Here is a 16365-nt window from a genome sequence, read left to right as displayed (position 1 = left end):
AAAATACTAACGATTTTTTTGATGGTCTTTATATTATGGGCCTGCGAAGAAGATACCATAGGGCAAGGAGAATTGGGTACCATAACCGGAAAAGTGGTGTTAGAAGGGGAGAACACTCCTTTGGAGAATGTCAAAGTTACAACCAATCCGGTAACCAATACCGTCTTTACCGATGTTGATGGCAATTATACCTTAGCAGAGGTTGAGGTAGGGGAATACTCTGTACAGGCCGATTTGGATGGCTATAAAACGGCCTTTGAAGCGGCGAAGGTGGTGGCCGACAAAACGGTAAACGCCGTAATTGAAATGCAAAATGAGAATGTCGATAACAAAGTGCCAGAAGTACCTCGGCTTCTATTTCCGGCAGATGGGGCAAAAAGTATCCAAAGTCCCGTTCAATTTAGTTGGTCTTCTTCAAAAAACGATGATGATGAAACCCTGTATACCTTAGAATTGAGGAACGGACTCACCAATGAGATCGAAACCTTCACCAAATTGACCGACACTATTTTAAGTGTTGATTATCTAGATATTGGCGCCAATTATTTTTGGCAGGTGACCGTTTCCGACGGCATAAATGATGAGGTCAGTAGTGAACTTTCTGGTTTCTCTACGTTAAACCCAGTAGATAATCGGTTTTTATATGTTCGTAACCTAGACGGTAATAATGTGATTTTTTCCGGTATGCCCTTAGCGGAAAACGCTCAAGAAAACACAAACGAGGTACGGCTTACCGATATAGGGCAAAATAGTTTTAGACCGAAAAAGAACCCAAAAAATGACCGGATTGCTTTTCTGCGTACCGTTGGGGCCGAAACCCACGTTTTTAGTATGGATGCCAAAGGCACTGATTTGGTCCAGATTACATCGGCCCAACCCATACTAGGCTTCCGTCCAGAAGAATTGGAATATTGCTGGACCTCTAATGGGGAACATATCTACTATCCTCAATTCAATAAGTTATACCGTATCAAGTCGGATGGTACAGGGAACACATTGGTCTATGCGGCGCCAGCAACGGAGTTTATTTCCGAGGTGGCCGTGAATCCAGTAAATTCCTTTATCGCCCTTAAAACCAATGACCAGTTTGGTTATGCTGCGAAATTGTATGTTATCGATCCGGCAGATGGATCACAAAAACACATGGTACAAGAAGGGCTTCCTGGTGCCATTGGAGGTATAGATTATGCTGCAGATGGCAATAGGGTGCTCTTTACCTACGATGTTTCTGCCAATGAGAATGATGCCTATAGACAGCTAGATGCTCGAATATTTGAGTTTGAACTTGCCACATCGGCGCGGCGGGAAATTTTAACTAAAAAACCCGCAGGTTACAATGATTTAGATGTTAAATATGCCCCAGACGATGGAGCGGTTATTTATATAAGCACTTCGAATGATGGGGTGTCGAAAAAAGATATTTATATAACGGGATACAATGAAATAGATCAACGTACCAAATATTTTATAGATGGTATAATGATCGAATGGCACTAAACTTTAATTTTTCGGGGTTGAAGGGTCTGCGGTTTCGGTCGTTGGCCCTTCTTTTATTTAAGGATATGTATGTCAAGTTGTCAAGAGTATACACGATTCTGATTAATTTGTTTCTTACTGGTAAAATCAAATTTTGAGGTTGTGGCCCGGGGCTAGATGTATTTCCTTATTTTTGCCCAAAATCCATCCTATGGCATCCAATACGAGCGAAAGGTATAGTAAACGTGGGGTTTCCGCGGCAAAGGAAGATGTGCATAATGCCATCAAAAACATCGATAAAGGCCTATTCCCAAAGGCATTTTGTAAGATCGTGCCCGATTACCTTACCCAAGATCCCGATTATTGTTTGGTCATGCATGCCGATGGGGCCGGGACCAAATCGTCTCTGGCCTATATGTATTGGAAAGAGACCGGCGATCTTTCGGTCTGGAAGGGAATCGCCCAAGATGCCTTGATTATGAACATAGACGATTTGATCTGTGTGGGGGCCGTAGACGATATTATGTTGTCTTCAACCATAGGGAGGAATAAAAATAAAGTCCCCGGAGCCGTAATTTCGGCCATTATCAATGGTTCGGAAGAATTGATCCAAGACCTGGCCCAACATGGGGTAACCATTCGTTCAACGGGAGGTGAAACAGCCGATGTGGGTGATTTGGTACGGACTATAATCGTCGATTCTACCGTTACGGCACGTATGCGTCGCGATAAAGTGATCGATAATGCCAATATTAAAGCCGGGGATGTAATCGTTGGGTTTGCCTCCTTCGGAAAAGCAACCTATGAATCGGAATATAACGGTGGTATGGGTAGTAACGGGCTAACCTCGGCCCGTCACGATGTATTCCACAAGGGCTTGGCCGAAAAATACCCGGAAAGTTTTGATCCCGAAGTACCGGAAGAGTTGGTCTATTCCGGAAAACTTTCCCTTACCGAAGCGACCGACAGCCCCTTGGACGCTGGTAAATTGGTGCTTTCGCCTACCCGAACGTATGCGCCGATCGTAAAAAAGGTGTTGGCGAAATACGGCTCGGACCAAATTCATGGTATGGTGCATTGCAGTGGTGGGGCCCAGACGAAAATCCTTCATTTTATTGAAAACCTGCATGTCGTTAAAGACAACCTGTTTCCGGTACCACCTTTGTTCCAGTTGATCCAAGAACAATCGGGTACCGACTGGAAAGAGATGTATCAGGTATTTAATTGCGGACACCGCTTGGAAATGTACGTGCCTGAGGAAATCGCAGCTGATTTGATCGCAATCGCGGCCTCTTTTGAGGTAGATGCCCAGATTGTGGGAAGGGTAGAACCTTCCAATTCCAAAAAACTGACTATTTCAGGCCCCAATGGCACCTTTAACTACGAATAACATGAAGCTGTAGGAATTTTAACCTATTTTAACGGTGCTGCTGGTCGGGTTTTTATACGAACTGTCCGTCTAAGCCGTTTAATTTGGTAAACATTGCTATGGAACGAAACGAATTTCTCAAAACCTTGGGGGCGGGTGCGGCTTTCGCGCTTACGTTTCCTTGCCTACATGGTTGTTCATCCGATAGTGGGGAAGGCGAAGAAGGTGGAGGCAAAACAGTACCGTCTGGTATAGATTTTACGATAGATCTCCAATCTTCCGAAGGACAGCAAATTGCGGCCAACGGTTCTTTTATTATTAAAAATGAAGTGGTGGTGGCTAAAAATCTGAGTGGCGATTATGTGGCCGCCAGTCAAATTTGTAGTCATCAACAGACCGATGGCGTGGCCTATAATGCCACTGACGATATTTTCAGATGTAGTACCCATGGGGCCAGATTTAGTTTAACCGGTACACCCTTGAATAGTATTACCTCCAATCCCTTAAAGATTTTCAAGACCGAAGTTAACGGTACCACATTACGCATATTTGAATAAGATGTTGAGGCGATTAGTATTTGTCGTTTTACTGCTTTTTTGTGGGCTGGCCACTGCGCAAGTCTGGGAAAATGATTTTGACCAAGCTATGAAATTGGCCGCAGACCAAAACAAGCCATTGATTTTGGTGTTTGCGGGTTCTGATTGGTGTGCGCCTTGTATTCGACTCGAGAAGGAAATTTGGGTCAATGCCTCGTTCGAGACCTATGCCAAGTCGAATTATGTAATGTACAAGGCCGATTTTCCTAGGAAGAAATCCAATCGATTAGCAGGGCATCTCCAAAAGAAACATGCCTCTTTGGCTGAAAAATATAACCCCAAAGGCTATTTCCCCTTAGTGGTTATTTTGCGGGATGCCGATAGGGTATTGGGTACCACCACCTATAAGAAAATGGAGGTGGATTCCTATATAGAACATCTAAACAGTTTTCTAAGATGAGGTCACATCGCTTTCTTTTCTTGCTGTGGTTCACCCTAAGTGTTTCCGGCCAGCAAAAGATAGATACCACCGTTTCCCAAGTGGTCAAACTTATGGGAAGTCGGTTCGAGATTACCGTGGTAGCGCCTTCGACCGAATTAGGAACCATTTATATCGAAGAGGCCATAGCCGAGATCGAAAGGGTAGAGGCCTTGTTGTCGTCTTGGGACCGCAATTCGCAAACCTCGGAAATTAACCGTCAGGCGGGTAAGCATCCGGTTCAGGTAGATGCGGAATTGTTCGATTTGATCGAAAGGGCCAAGCAGATTTCCAAAATATCCGATGGGGCCTTCGATATCAGTTACGCCTCCATGGACAAGATTTGGAAATTTGATGGCAGCATGACCCATGCCCCAACCGACGAGGCCATACGTGAATCGGTACGTTTGATAGACTATCAAGATATAGAGCTTAACAAAGATTCCCTTACTGTTTTCTTGAAAAAGGAAGGTATGAAAATCGGCTTTGGTGCCATAGGAAAAGGCTACGCGGCCGACAGGGCAAAAGCACTTTTGGTGTCTAAGCAAGTAAAAGGAGGCATCATCAATGCTTCGGGCGACCTTACCACTTGGGGTACCCAGGCCAGCGGGAAAAAATGGTTCGTGGGCATCACTAATCCGTTAAAAAAAGACAAGGTCTTTACCTGGATGCCGGTGTTGGAATCGTCCGTCGCTACCTCCGGGAATTATGAGAAATTCGTGACTTTTAAGGGGAAACGCTATTCCCATATTATTGATCCCCGTACAGGTTATCCCACCCATGGGATAAGTAGTGTGACCATTTTCGCCAAAAAGGCGGAATTGTGCGATGCCTTGGCCACGGCCGTGTTCATCATGGGCAAGGAGGCCGGAATGGCCATGATAGAACAATTGCCCGGAACCGAGGCTATTGTTGTAGATACCTTTAATAAGATACACCAGACCAGGGGCATAACTTTTTCTAAGAATCCGTAACTTGTAGCTATGCGAACGATACTTGTTTTTAGCGCCATTTGTTTTACGTTAGGTTCCTGTGTGGCCGTAAAAGGCTACGATATGGTCTATGTAAATGATGCGGAAATGGAACTCTCCAAAAAGAAATGCGAACGCTTCGAGACCTTGGCCCATTTGTACAGGGAAGGGGCGGCCGGAGCCAATGGAGGAAAAACAGGAGGTGGCTGTGGGTGTAATTGATAAATCAGTTGTTTGGATATTCGTGTGTGTCGTTTTGCTGGGTTCAAAAAGCATACTGGCCCAAGATTCCTTGGCCTATCAAAAACCGGTATTGGATGCTGCCGAAGTCTCCCTTTTGTTTAGTTATTATGACCAAGATGGTACACATGCCGCGGTAACCGGTGGTGCCGGTACCGAAGAACTTTCCGATGCCACGGCGACCATAGTGGCCAGTATTCCGGTTTCGGTAGATGGGGTGCTTACGGTAGATGCCGGTATTTCGGCCTATACCTCGGCTTCATCGAGCAATATAAATCCGCTGGATGGCGACCCCAATCAACCGGTGAGTCCTTGGGTGGCCTCGTCTGGGGCCTCACGCCAAGATGTATTGGCCTATTTTAATCCGAGTTATACCCATAGCAGCGCCGATCGGAATACCATCTTAAGGGCGCAAGCTTCAGTTTCCGCGGAATACGATTACTTTTCGTTCGGATTCGGTTTTGGGGCTACGCACTGGTTCAATGAAAAGAATACCAGTCTTTCTGCCGACCTGCAATTGTATTTCGATAGTTGGAGTCCGCAATACCCTATAGAACTCCGACCCGGGTTTTTCGACGATCGTATCGAAGGTCCTGGGGAGTACGATCCTAACTTTAATCCCTTTACCGACGAAAACAGAAACACCTATTCCTTTTCCTTAGGGCTGACCCAAATCTTGGGCAGGCGCTGGAACGGGGCATTGTTTTTAGATGTGGCCTTTCAGCAAGGCCTATTGTCTACCCCGCATCAACGGGTGTATTTCGGCGATACCCCGAATTATTTTATTGATGAGTTCCAATTGGCCGATGATGTAGAACGCCTACCCGACCAACGTTTTAAACTTCCTGTCGGGGGCCGTTTGAACTACTTTGCTAACGATTGGTTGGTATTCCGAAGTTATTATAGGTTTTATTGGGACGATTGGGGGATTACCGCACATACGGCAAGTTTGGAAATTCCTTTGAAGTTAGGCAATGGCTTTACCGTTTATCCGCATTACCGCTACTATACCCAATCCCAGGCCGATTATTTTTATCCCAAGGAGGGGGCTTTGAGTAGCTTGGACTACTATACCTCCGATTACGATCTTTCAGACTTCGATGCCCATAGGTATGGTTTTGGTTTGGGCTATACCGATATTTTTACCAAGACCCGCATCTTTATGTTCGGTTTTAAAAATGCCGATTTCCGCTTGGCCAAATACGACCGTAGCGATGGGTTGGATGCCTATATCGCCAGTTTGGCCCTGACGTTTGTAGCCGATTGATGTAGGTCTGTTTTTGCATTTTCAGGTCGTCAAATTTTCAGATTATCAAATTTTCAAATCAACAAATCACCTCTTTTTAACTGTACAAACTTCGTCCTTCCCCCTTTGTACTTCCCACCTCGCCCATATTTCTTTTTGGCAGTTCCTTAACGCAATGCAGTCCCTGTTTTTCGTAGGTTTAACCGACACCATCTGACCGACCCATGAATAATATTCGAGACCTTCGTCTTCAAGAGGAAATTCTGCCTTTATTCGACCATACCCTCAATAGTTTTGCCAAGGAAAAACTGTGGCAAATGATGCAGTCCCCATTAGGTTCACGAGAAGCCATAGATTTCCGTCAGCATATATTGAAAGGCTTTTTAGCACAACCCAAGCTTTTGGAGTATTCCTATACCGTGATGTATGTATACGAGGTACATCTATTTTTTAATGGGAAAGATTGGGAGTTGCCCATAAAGGGGAAAAACCGCTTTCGCTATATAGCCTCTAAAGACGTAAAAAGCCAATTGGAAGGCAAGTTCAATCAGGCGATTTTGTGGCTGTACCGTTTATTGGAGTATTATTTTTTACGTCTAGATCTCACCGCTTTCCCAAAAGCCTATCAAAAGGAATTAGTGCGAATCACAGATTTTCTTAATGAATTCGATTTGGGGTATTACGCCCTACAGGTCAGGGAATTTGGTCTGAAGGCAAAAGATATGATCCATTTATCCGAAACCCTGGCCCAATTGAAACGGGAGAAAAGAATAGCACGCTTTTGGGAAGATCTTTTTCAGTTCGAAGCGTATTTGTCGGTGGCCAAGGGCATTCGAAAGCAAGGTTTTGTGTTCCCTTCCCTAGTGCAAAATAAAATAGCACTCAAAGGTCTGTACCATCCGTTGTTGCGGAATCCGGTAAAAAACGACTTTGAATTGGCCGTGCCCGTTGCCGTTCTTAACGGCCCCAATATGAGTGGCAAGTCTACTTTTTTAAAAGCATTGGGGCTGTGTATGTACCTATGGCATTTGGGGTATGCCATTCCGGCCGAGCAAGCTGAGCTTCCGATAATGGCGCATTTTTCCATAGGGATCGATCATCGCGACGATTTACAAAATGGCTACAGTCATTTTATGACGGAAATCAAGCATTTAAAAGCGGTATTGGAAAAGGCCAAGGCCGGTGAGGCCACTTTTGCCGTTTTTGATGAACTTTTCAGTGGTACCAATGCTACCGATGCACTTGAGATATGCCAGCGGACCATTTTGGGCATGTCGCGATTTAAAAATTCATTTTTCTTTATCTCGACCCACTTGGAGGAATTAAGAACCCAGACCGTTGCCCAGGTAAAAACCATTTATGTCGATTGCAATCTAATGGAGGGCATTCCCGTATTTACCTATAAGGTGAAAGCTGGCTGGTCCGATATTAAGGTGGGGCGTATACTCTTTGAAAAAGAAGGCTTGGATGCGTTGCTGGGTTAAACCGGATACCCCGCCGCACGAAGGTCGTCCTGTTCTACGATCAAACTACTTTTGCCTTTATCCAATAAATACATCTGATCCGATAGGGCCATTACCTCATGGATTCGATGGTCGGTAATCAGAATCACCGTCTTCGATTTTATGCGATGAAGCTCAGTAATGAACAATTCGGAGTTCAAAGGCGAAAGTCCGTTAAAGGGTTCATCCAATAGCAAGATTTCCTTGTTACAGTGTACCGCGCAGAACAATTCTATTAGTTTCCACTCTCCACCAGAAAGAATACGTAAGCGTTGCCCGGGTTTTATGGCAGTTTCCGGGAAAGTATCCATAAAATCAGCAAAAGTTTTGTGGTAGAACCCTAAAGCTCTTTCCACAGTGAATTCCTTCGGGAAAAGATGGGATTGGGGCAGTAGAAATGCTTTTCCTGTGGCATATAAGGGTTTCTGAATAGGTCTTCGGTCTATTTTTAAAAGTTTGCGTTGCCCTTTGATATGGCCAAAAATCAGTTTTAATAAAGACGACTTGCCACTCCCGTTCCTGCCAATCAATCCGGTAATTTGGCCGCTCTGCATTTGCATGGATACGGAATTCAAAAGATGCTTTTGGCCAAACCGAAGTTTAACACTCTCAAGTCTTAGTTCCATAAGTTACTCGAGATTAAATACAAAATGCCGGCAAGAGGGAGGTCCAGTGCGAGATAGGATATCCAAAGGTATTTGGGCCGCACCCCAAAGTTCTGATAGAAAATCAACCGGTTCGAATTCGGGGGATTGCGATACCAAAACATGATTATGAGAAAAGTAGCGACTTTACAAATGACGAAATTGGTCAGGGGTAGGTTAAATGCCAAGGGCACTAAGGTGCTTAAAAGCGAAATAGCCAGATGGCGTTTGTAAAATAGAAATCCCAAGGGGATCCATTGGGGTAGGGTATTTGGCATGGATTGTTGGTTAGAACAGCTTTGTTTTTCGCTACAAGATAATCAGAGTTATGCAATTATTTGAATAGTATGTAAGGGAATATGCGGCTACTGATCCAATTGGGAATTATTGGCGATTACGCCTAAATTTATCGTAAATTCGCAGCCAATGAACAATACCCATGATAGATAGGTTAAACATAGTAAAACAGCGTTTTGATGAGGTTTCGGACTTGATAATACAGCCCGATGTTATCGCCGATCAAAAACGTTATGTAAAGCTGAATAAAGAATATAGCGACCTAAAAGAGGTGGTGGCCAAGCGGGAAGAGTATATTACCCTGACCAATAACCTTGAAGAGGCCGAAGAGATTTTGGCCGACGGATCGGATCCCGAAATGGTAGAGATGGCCAAAATGCAATTGGAGGAGGCCAAGGCCCAATTGCCCCAATTGGAAGAAGAGATCAAGGTGTTGCTTATTCCAAAAGATCCGGAAGATGCCAAAAACGTGGTTATGGAAATCCGTGCAGGTACCGGGGGTGATGAAGCCAGTATTTTTGCCGGGGACCTGTATCGTATGTATACCAAATATTGCGAATCTAAAGGATGGCGTACCCATTTAATGGACTTTAGTGAAGGTACTTCGGGCGGTTTCAAGGAAATTCAGTTCGAGGTGACCGGAAACGATGTTTACGGCACCTTGAAATTCGAAGCTGGGGTGCACCGCGTACAGCGGGTGCCGCAGACCGAGACCCAAGGGCGCGTACATACCTCGGCTGCGACCGTGATGGTATTGCCGGAGGCTGAGGAATTCGATGTGCAGATAGACCCTAAAGACGTGCGAATCGATTATTTCTGTTCCTCGGGTCCGGGTGGGCAGTCGGTGAATACTACCTATTCGGCCGTACGATTGACCCATATCCCTACCGGATTGGTGGCCCAGTGCCAAGACCAGAAATCGCAACATAAGAACAAAGACAAGGCCTTTACCGTACTGCGTTCGCGCCTATACGATTTGGAATTGGCTAAAAAGCAAGAGGAAGATGCCGCCAAACGAAATTCCCAGGTAAGTAGTGGCGACCGTTCGGCCAAGATCCGTACCTATAATTATCCGCAAGGTCGGGTAACCGATCACCGTATCGGACTTACCTTGTACGATTTGCAGAATATTATCAATGGCGATGTGCAAAAGATCATTGACGAATTGATGCTGGTACAGAATACCGAAAAATTAAAAGAAGCTTCCGATATCTTTTAAACCACTATGACAACAGATTTTCTTTGGGAACAGATCCAAAAAAAACAATCCTTCCTTTGTGTGGGCTTAGATGTAGATTTGGAAAAGGTGCCTCCGCATTTGTTGGCCACCGAAGATCCCATTTTTGAATTCAACAAAGCCATAATCGAGGCTACCCAGGCCTATTGCGTGGCTTATAAACCCAATACGGCCTTTTACGAGGCCTATGGTTTGGATGGCTGGCGTTCCTTAGAGCGTACTATGGCCTATTTGAACGAGAACTATCCAGAACAATTTACCATAGCCGACGCCAAACGTGGCGATATCGGAAATACGGCTACCCGTTATGCCAAAGCCTTTTTAGAAGGCATGCAGTTCGATTCCATAACCGTGGCACCGTATATGGGGCGCGATTCGGTGGAGCCTTTTTTGGCATTTGAAGACAAGCATACTATTTTGTTGGGACTCACTTCCAATCCGGGCGCCTTCGATTTTCAGACGAAGACTTTAGAAGCACGTCCGTTGTTCAAAGAAGTGATTGCCTGCTCGCAAGGCTATAAAGGAAGCGAAAACTTAATGTATGTGGTAGGGGCCACTAAAGCCGAATATTTGGCCGAGATACGCGAATTGGCACCCAAGAGTTTTTTATTGGTGCCGGGTGTAGGAGCCCAAGGCGGTAGTCTCTCGGAAGTCTGCAAGTACGGTATGACGGACCAAGTAGGATTGTTGGTCAATTCGTCGCGTGGAATTATTTATGCCTCTAGCGGAACAGATTTTGCCGTAGCAGCTGGGCGCAAGGCCCAAGAGTTGCAACAGCAAATGGCTGCGGAGTTAAAAAAATAAAGTCTTATTGGCCTATGCCAATTCTTGAATCATCTTTTGGATTCTTTCGGCTTTCTGCTCAAAAAATGAGACCAAATTCGTAGTACCCGGGTTGGGGCTCATGGCTCTGTCTTTAAAATCGGTATAAAGACTTTGTAAGAAATGGGAGGGTTGGTTAAGCTGCGCCATTGGGGTGCTGCTTCCAACACGGCAATACTGTTTTTCCATAGTTGGTGGGTTTTTCTGCAAAGTTACATCGGGCCAAGGGTTTTTGTGTTATGTCAGTGTTTAGCTACAACTAATAAATGGGTAGTTGGTCTAAAAAGTAACCAGGCGGACACTTGTTTGAAGTTGTGTATGAAAATATCGAGTTGCTGGGTGTCGTCTTTATACCATTTCAATTTTGAGATTCAACCAATAAAAAAGCAGGGATTTTTTCTTTGGGCGAAAAAGAAAATTTAAGCATAGCCAAAGCTACGGTTCTATTTTATTTTGATGACCAAAGGTAAAAAGAACAATTTTTTAGGTGGTATTTCAATGTTGAAATGGTATTACTTAACACTTGCCTTCTATTTGTCTCTCACTAAAAAAAACTACATTTGCCTCGATAAAACGAACAGTACTTGCTTAATTATACCATATATAGGCATGCCCAAGCTAAAAAATGGGTCACTTTTGTCCATGGGGCAGGGGGTAGCAGTGCTATTTGGTATAAACAGGTACGTGAGTTTCGAAAACACTTCAATGTGTTGCTCCTTGATCTTAGGGGGCACGGCGATTCCAAAACCCATTTGCGTGATGCCTTTGCCGATAAGTACACCTTCGATTCCATTACCGACGATATCGTTGAGGTAATAGACCATGAAAAAATCGAAAAATCGCATTTTATCGGGATATCTTTGGGAACCATTTTAATTCGTAACCTAGCCGAAAAGCACAAACACCGGGTAGATAAAATGGTTATGGGCGGGGCTATCTTAAAGTTGAATTTCCGTTCCCAGGTTTTGATGCGCCTAGGGGTTATCTTTAAGTCACTGGTACCTTATTTGTGGTTGTATAAGTTCTTTGCATTTGTGATCATGCCCAACAAGAACCATAAAGAGTCGAGGTCCTTATTCGTTAGGGAAGCCAAGAAGTTGTATCAAAAAGAGTTTATCCGCTGGTTTAAGCTTACCTCAGAAATTAATCCGTTGTTACGATTTTTTCGGGGAGCCGATATCAAAATACCTACCTTATATGTAATGGGTAGCGAAGATTATCTTTTCTTGCCTTCTATAGAAAAAGTAGCCAAATCGCATCGTTTTTCCGAATTGTTCGTGGTGCCAGAATGTGGTCATGTGGTTAATGTAGAACAACCCACTGTTTTCAATACCCAGGTATTGGAATATTTAGGGGTTCGCCCATCTTAATGTTCAATCTAAAACCCATCTTATCCCTGGGTTAATTTACAATTTATTTATATGAAACCAATCCAACTTCTCGTCGTATCAGTACTAGTGTTATTCATGTTCTCTTGTCATCAAGAAGAGAATAGAAAGCAGCCATATGCGGTGGTTACCGGAAAAATTTTGGGTAAGACCGAAGGCACTGTGACTATTTCCGATAAAATGTGGCGTTACGAAAAAGAACTCGAGGTAGATTCCCTAGGGCAATTCACTGATACTATACAAGTTTCGGGAATATATGGGATTCGTGATGGTAAGAATACCTTTAGTGTTTATTTAGAAAATGGCGATGTATTGGAATTAAATTATAAGTTGGATAATTTCGATGCCAGTATTGAATTTAGTGGAAACACGGCCCATATAAATCAGTATATACAAGATAAGGCGACCCTTGGAGTAAGACTTAGGGGGGAAGGGCCAAGTATATATAAATTGGAAGAAGAGGCCTATTTGCGAAAGATAAATGCCATAGAAGATGCTTTTATCGGGCTACTAGATTCCAGTAAGGTGTCCGATACTTTTAGGGGTTTGGAGAAAAAGAATATAGGGTATACCACCATGATGTATTTGAAAAGGTACCCGCGTTACCATGCCCATTATGCCAAAAAGCCCGATTTTAAGGTTTCAGAGAATTGGTTCGATCCTACAACCGATATGGATATGGGCCGTGTGGATGATTATTACTTTTCGGCCATGTATAGACGATTATTGGAAGATCACTATAATGAAGAGGTCAATACCATGATGGAAAAAGATTCGACCCAGGATTATGCCCTGGCCGGACTAGAAGTATTAGGGCTTGTGAAGAACGATACGATTCGTAATGCGTTGATTTATAATAAGGCTCGTTACGAAATTACTTATACCGGAGACTTGAAGACCTATTATGATACCTATGCAAACCTTGTTACCGATAGTTTGTATTTGGCTAAAATCACCCAATCTTACACCGAATTGGAAAAAGTATCGGCCGGTAAGCCTTCTCCAAAATTTGTGGATTATGAAAACTTTAAAGGGGGCAAGACTTCGTTGGACGATTTAAAAGGGCGTTATGTGTATATAGATGTATGGGCTACCTGGTGTGGTCCTTGTATTCGTGAGATTCCGGCCCTTAAAAAATTGGAAACGGATTATCATGCCAAGAATATCGAATTCGTAAGTATTTCGGTAGATGTGGCCAAATCACATGGCAAATGGCGTGATATGGTGGCTGACAAAGATTTGAAAGGTGTGCAGTTGTTCGCTCCTAATGCCTTTGAATCCGACTTTGTGAAGAATTACAAAATCATGGGTATTCCACGCTTTATTCTAATCGATACCGAAGGCAATATCATAAATTCCAATGCCCCCCGGCCTTCCTCTGCAGAAATCAGGGATGTTTTCGATGGTTTGGAAATGTAAGTGGGTAAAGTTAAGTGTATAAAAAAAAGAAAACCGGTGCTCCCACCGGTTTTCCAAACAACTAACTCAAAATTTACTAACTCAAATAATTGTGGTCAAAATTCGTATAATAACCCGTTGTCGAGGTTAATTAAAGATTAGGAATACGTTATGTTCCTATTCCCACAAATGAATAACGCAAATTTACGTTTTTTATTGTAAAGTTTTAGACGAAAGCTATTTAATCGTAGCTATAGGTGTCTAAAAATTAAGATTTGTGTTTTATTTTTGAAAATTTCACATTCCTTTAACTTGATTTGCGTCGAGTATAACGGGTTGTATTACTTCTTGGGGTAAATAAAGCCATAGGATTTAGGGTGGTTTCCATTTCTATAATGAAAAATGGTTTTGGGTTAATGACCGTCTTGCATAGCAAAGACCTGTTGTAAGACTTGGGTAGTACGGGCCGAGACTTTGGTGCGGATCTCTTTTTCTTCAACGGCGATCATAGTAAACACTCCCTCCAAGGCTTCCTGGGTGACATAATCGGTAAGGTCTGGGTTGACTTTTTCAACCAGAGGAATGGTGTTGTATTTCTGGATTAGGTTACTCCATACTTGATCCGCTCCCACTTTCTTAAAGGAATCGTTTATTACCGGATGGAATTTGGCGTACAAGGGTTGGGTAGTTTTCCCTTTCAGGTATTGGGTGGCAGCATCTTGATTGCCCAATAAGATGGTTTTCGCATCGTTGAAGCTGATTTCGGAAACGGCATTTATAAAAATCGGGGTAGCTTCTTTAACTGCGTTTTCGGCCGTACGGTTCAAGGCTTTTATACCTTCATCGGCCAATTTGCCCAGGCCGATTTTACGGAGGGTCTGGTCTACGGTCTTTAATTCATCGGGCAATCCGATTTTAACCAGCTGGTTGGTGTAGAAGCCGTCTTTTTGGGTTAGGCGGCTTACTTGTTCGTCTATCCCTTTATCCAAGGCTTGTTTTAATCCTTGGGCAATTTGGTCATTGCCTAAAGTGGTACCTTGCGGTAGAGAATCCAATACGGTTTGAAGTTCGCCACAGCTGGCAAGGGTAAGTAATGCGAAAAACAGTAAACTTTTACGGAACATGGTCTAGGTAATTAATGTTTAGTGCCACAAATGTACATTTTTGATGATTAATAGATTTTAGGGCTTGGTTTTGTGGGCCTATAAAGTATAAAGCGGGCTTATGGTAGTATTGGCAAAACCACCCGATAAATTGGTGTGAATATGGCTTTTGGAATTAATTTTACTATGAACTCATTTAGACATTTTGAGTTTAAGTGAAAATTAGATGTTTTCTGCACTGATAATGGCTTTTTTGAGTTGCATAGCAGGGCTACGGAAGGAGAAAAAGGCGAGAGCAGAGTTGAAAACAGCAATTTTTTAGCAAATTGAAAAGGTCTAAATGAGTTCAATCAACCCAAAAGCATAGTATATGAGATTCCATACCAGAAAATGGGTGAAACCCGAAGATTTAAACGCCAACGGAACCCTTTTTGGGGGTAAATTGTTAGCATGGATAGACGAGGAGGCCGCACTTTATAGCATCATTCAATTGGAGAACAAAAAGGTGGTGACCAAGTACATGTCTGAAATCGATTTTAAAAGTTCGGCCAAAGAAGGAGATATTGTGGAAATAGGAATCGAACCTGTAAAATTTGGGAAGACCTCCTTGGTATTGGATTGTGAGGTGCGTAACAAAATGACGCGTGAAAGCATAATACGTGTGGCCAACATCGTTATGGTGAATTTGGGTGAAGATGGTGAACCCAAACCCCATGGGAAAACCCAAATTGAATATGTAAAAGATCGCTTGGCACAAACCGGACACTAAGTGGTTCCTTTAAGGCCCGGTTTTCTAAACTTTTTAATGAAAAATCACGGTCTTGTTGTCGTAGACCATGGTCTTGCCTTCCAAATGTTGCCTAATGGCCCGAGACAAAACGATTTTTTCCAGATCCCGTCCTTTTCGGATAAAGTCGGTAACCGAATGTATATGGGAAACCTGGGTCGTATCTTGTTCGATTATGGGGCCGGCATCGAGGTCTTCGGTAACATAATGGCTTGTGGCGCCAATGATCTTTACGCCCCTGGCATAGGCCGAATGATAGGGTTTGGCCCCTGGAAATGCCGGCAAAAAGGAATGATGTATGTTAATAATCCTATTGGGGTAGCGGTCGATCAATTTAGGCGATACGATCTGCATATAACGCGCCAGAACGATCAGGTCTATTTTATGGGCCTCAAGTAGGGCCAATTGGGCCGCTTCGGCTTCCGGTTTGGTGTCTTTAGTAACGGGAATATGGTGGTAGGGAATGCCAAATTGTTCCGCGACAGGGGCCAAATCGGGGTGGTTACTTATTATAAACGGAATTTCTACTTGAAGTTCTCCGGCCGCATGGCGCCCTAGAATATCATAGAGACAGTGGTCGTATTTAGAAACGAAAAGGGCCATTTTTGGTAGATTTTCGTCCGAATCCATACGCCATTGCATTTGAAAGGGGATGGCCAGTGCTTCGTTAAATTCGCTTCTTAATTGATCGCTTGATAAACCTATACCATCACATTCCAATCGCATAAAGAACATTTGGGCCTCTGGGTCTACATATTGATCCAAATACACAATATTGCCCTTTCGCTGGTGAAGGAATGCCGTGGTTTTGGCGATAATGCCTACTTGGTCGGGGCAAAGGATCAAAAAGGTAAAACGACTCATAGTTTAA

The 16365-nt window shown here is 43.5% G+C and carries 17 protein-coding genes; 13 read left to right on the top strand and 4 right to left on the bottom strand.

Going from position 1 to position 16365, the window contains the following annotated elements:
- Nucleotides 1–21: 21 nt before the first annotated feature.
- From B7P33_RS02995 to B7P33_RS02960, 8 genes are all read left to right on the top strand, one after another.
- Complete coding sequence (locus tag B7P33_RS02995) at nucleotides 22–1497, top strand: carboxypeptidase regulatory-like domain-containing protein (RefSeq protein WP_172435837.1); 1476 nt, start codon at nucleotides 22–24, stop codon at nucleotides 1495–1497.
- 190 nt (nucleotides 1498–1687) lie between these two features.
- Nucleotides 1688–2866, top strand: coding sequence for an AIR synthase related protein (locus tag B7P33_RS02990; RefSeq protein ID WP_097440773.1), 1179 nt, complete (start codon nucleotides 1688–1690; stop codon nucleotides 2864–2866).
- Between the two features lie 98 nt (nucleotides 2867–2964).
- Complete coding sequence (locus B7P33_RS02985) at nucleotides 2965–3402, top strand: QcrA and Rieske domain-containing protein (protein WP_097440461.1); 438 nt, start codon at nucleotides 2965–2967, stop codon at nucleotides 3400–3402.
- Between the two features lies 1 nt (nucleotide 3403).
- Nucleotides 3404–3841 carry a thioredoxin family protein gene (locus B7P33_RS02980; RefSeq protein WP_097440460.1) on the top strand — a complete coding sequence of 146 codons (438 nt, stop codon included), beginning with the start codon at nucleotides 3404–3406 and terminating at the stop codon, nucleotides 3839–3841.
- Nucleotides 3838–4833: an FAD:protein FMN transferase gene (locus B7P33_RS02975; protein ID WP_097440459.1), complete on the top strand. Its 996-nt coding sequence runs from the start codon at nucleotides 3838–3840 to the stop codon at nucleotides 4831–4833. The genes B7P33_RS02980 and B7P33_RS02975 overlap by 4 nt, the downstream gene beginning before the upstream one ends.
- A gap of 9 nt (nucleotides 4834–4842) precedes the next feature.
- Nucleotides 4843–5052: a DUF4266 domain-containing protein gene (locus tag B7P33_RS02970; protein ID WP_097440458.1), complete on the top strand. Its 210-nt coding sequence runs from the start codon at nucleotides 4843–4845 to the stop codon at nucleotides 5050–5052.
- Complete coding sequence (locus B7P33_RS02965) at nucleotides 5015–6337, top strand: DUF3570 domain-containing protein (RefSeq protein WP_097440457.1); 1323 nt, start codon at nucleotides 5015–5017, stop codon at nucleotides 6335–6337. The genes B7P33_RS02970 and B7P33_RS02965 overlap by 38 nt, the downstream gene beginning before the upstream one ends.
- A gap of 203 nt (nucleotides 6338–6540) precedes the next feature.
- Nucleotides 6541–7800, top strand: coding sequence for a MutS-related protein (locus B7P33_RS02960; RefSeq protein ID WP_097440456.1), 1260 nt, complete (start codon nucleotides 6541–6543; stop codon nucleotides 7798–7800).
- Here the strand turns inward: B7P33_RS02960 and B7P33_RS02955 are convergent.
- Nucleotides 7797–8444, bottom strand: coding sequence for an ATP-binding cassette domain-containing protein (locus tag B7P33_RS02955; RefSeq protein WP_097440455.1), 648 nt, complete (start codon nucleotides 8442–8444; stop codon nucleotides 7797–7799). The genes B7P33_RS02960 and B7P33_RS02955 overlap by 4 nt on opposite strands.
- 457 nt (nucleotides 8445–8901) lie before the next feature.
- Between B7P33_RS02955 and prfA the strand changes: the two genes are divergently transcribed.
- Both prfA and pyrF read left to right on the top strand, forming a co-directional pair.
- Complete coding sequence (gene prfA / locus B7P33_RS02950) at nucleotides 8902–9978, top strand: peptide chain release factor 1 (RefSeq protein ID WP_097440454.1); 1077 nt, start codon at nucleotides 8902–8904, stop codon at nucleotides 9976–9978.
- A gap of 6 nt (nucleotides 9979–9984) precedes the next feature.
- Complete coding sequence (gene pyrF / locus B7P33_RS02945; RefSeq protein WP_097440453.1) at nucleotides 9985–10800, top strand: orotidine-5'-phosphate decarboxylase; 816 nt, start codon at nucleotides 9985–9987, stop codon at nucleotides 10798–10800.
- A 12-nt stretch (nucleotides 10801–10812) separates the two neighbouring features.
- Here pyrF and B7P33_RS02940 read toward each other — a convergent pair whose 3' ends face one another.
- Nucleotides 10813–11007, bottom strand: a complete 195-nt coding sequence (locus B7P33_RS02940; protein ID WP_097440452.1) for a hypothetical protein — start codon at nucleotides 11005–11007, stop codon at nucleotides 10813–10815.
- Between the two features lie 395 nt (nucleotides 11008–11402).
- Here B7P33_RS02940 and B7P33_RS02935 point away from each other — a divergent pair, with 395 nt between their 5' ends.
- Nucleotides 11403–12188: an alpha/beta fold hydrolase gene (locus B7P33_RS02935; RefSeq protein ID WP_097440451.1), complete on the top strand. Its 786-nt coding sequence runs from the start codon at nucleotides 11403–11405 to the stop codon at nucleotides 12186–12188.
- Nucleotides 12189–12239: 51 nt separating this feature from the next.
- Nucleotides 12240–13625 carry a TlpA family protein disulfide reductase gene (locus tag B7P33_RS02930; RefSeq protein ID WP_097440450.1) on the top strand — a complete coding sequence of 462 codons (1386 nt, stop codon included), beginning with the start codon at nucleotides 12240–12242 and terminating at the stop codon, nucleotides 13623–13625.
- A 392-nt stretch (nucleotides 13626–14017) separates the two neighbouring features.
- On the opposite strand, the gene B7P33_RS02925 is transcribed toward B7P33_RS02930, so the two are convergent.
- Nucleotides 14018–14728: a DUF4197 domain-containing protein gene (locus B7P33_RS02925; RefSeq protein WP_097440449.1), complete on the bottom strand. Its 711-nt coding sequence runs from the start codon at nucleotides 14726–14728 to the stop codon at nucleotides 14018–14020.
- A gap of 349 nt (nucleotides 14729–15077) precedes the next feature.
- Here B7P33_RS02925 and B7P33_RS02920 point away from each other — a divergent pair, with 349 nt between their 5' ends.
- Complete coding sequence (locus tag B7P33_RS02920) at nucleotides 15078–15476, top strand: acyl-CoA thioesterase (RefSeq protein WP_097440448.1); 399 nt, start codon at nucleotides 15078–15080, stop codon at nucleotides 15474–15476.
- Nucleotides 15477–15509: 33 nt separating this feature from the next.
- Here B7P33_RS02920 and purU read toward each other — a convergent pair whose 3' ends face one another.
- Entirely contained in the window at nucleotides 15510–16358 is an 849-nt protein-coding gene (gene purU, locus B7P33_RS02915) for a formyltetrahydrofolate deformylase (protein ID WP_097440447.1), read from the bottom strand.
- Between the last annotated feature and the right edge of the window lie 7 nt (nucleotides 16359–16365).

Origin of the sequence: Sediminicola luteus, from assembly GCF_002514735.1 — a bacterium.
Lineage (GTDB): Bacteria > Bacteroidota > Bacteroidia > Flavobacteriales > Flavobacteriaceae > HQA918.
This window is presented reverse-complemented; position numbering and strand designations above follow the sequence as displayed.

What these genes read in the sequence shown, in the direction of transcription:
- B7P33_RS02995 (WP_172435837.1), top strand. Translation starts at nt 22, where the DNA reads ATGGTCTTTATATTATGGGCCTGCGAAGAAGATACCATAGGGCAAGGA.
- B7P33_RS02990 (WP_097440773.1), top strand. Translation starts at nt 1,688, where the DNA reads ATGGCATCCAATACGAGCGAAAGGTATAGTAAACGTGGGGTTTCCGCG.
- B7P33_RS02985 (WP_097440461.1), top strand. Translation starts at nt 2,965, where the DNA reads ATGGAACGAAACGAATTTCTCAAAACCTTGGGGGCGGGTGCGGCTTTC.
- B7P33_RS02980 (WP_097440460.1), top strand. Translation starts at nt 3,404, where the DNA reads ATGTTGAGGCGATTAGTATTTGTCGTTTTACTGCTTTTTTGTGGGCTG.
- B7P33_RS02975 (WP_097440459.1), top strand. Translation starts at nt 3,838, where the DNA reads ATGAGGTCACATCGCTTTCTTTTCTTGCTGTGGTTCACCCTAAGTGTT.
- B7P33_RS02970 (WP_097440458.1), top strand. Translation starts at nt 4,843, where the DNA reads ATGCGAACGATACTTGTTTTTAGCGCCATTTGTTTTACGTTAGGTTCC.
- B7P33_RS02965 (WP_097440457.1), top strand. Translation starts at nt 5,015, where the DNA reads ATGGAGGAAAAACAGGAGGTGGCTGTGGGTGTAATTGATAAATCAGTT.
- B7P33_RS02960 (WP_097440456.1), top strand. Translation starts at nt 6,541, where the DNA reads ATGAATAATATTCGAGACCTTCGTCTTCAAGAGGAAATTCTGCCTTTA.
- B7P33_RS02955 (WP_097440455.1), bottom strand. Translation starts at nt 8,444, where the DNA reads ATGGAACTAAGACTTGAGAGTGTTAAACTTCGGTTTGGCCAAAAGCAT.
- prfA (WP_097440454.1), top strand. Translation starts at nt 8,902, where the DNA reads ATGATAGATAGGTTAAACATAGTAAAACAGCGTTTTGATGAGGTTTCG.
- pyrF (WP_097440453.1), top strand. Translation starts at nt 9,985, where the DNA reads ATGACAACAGATTTTCTTTGGGAACAGATCCAAAAAAAACAATCCTTC.
- B7P33_RS02940 (WP_097440452.1), bottom strand. Translation starts at nt 11,007, where the DNA reads ATGGAAAAACAGTATTGCCGTGTTGGAAGCAGCACCCCAATGGCGCAG.
- B7P33_RS02930 (WP_097440450.1), top strand. Translation starts at nt 12,240, where the DNA reads ATGAAACCAATCCAACTTCTCGTCGTATCAGTACTAGTGTTATTCATG.
- B7P33_RS02925 (WP_097440449.1), bottom strand. Translation starts at nt 14,728, where the DNA reads ATGTTCCGTAAAAGTTTACTGTTTTTCGCATTACTTACCCTTGCCAGC.
- B7P33_RS02920 (WP_097440448.1), top strand. Translation starts at nt 15,078, where the DNA reads ATGAGATTCCATACCAGAAAATGGGTGAAACCCGAAGATTTAAACGCC.
- purU (WP_097440447.1), bottom strand. Translation starts at nt 16,358, where the DNA reads ATGAGTCGTTTTACCTTTTTGATCCTTTGCCCCGACCAAGTAGGCATT.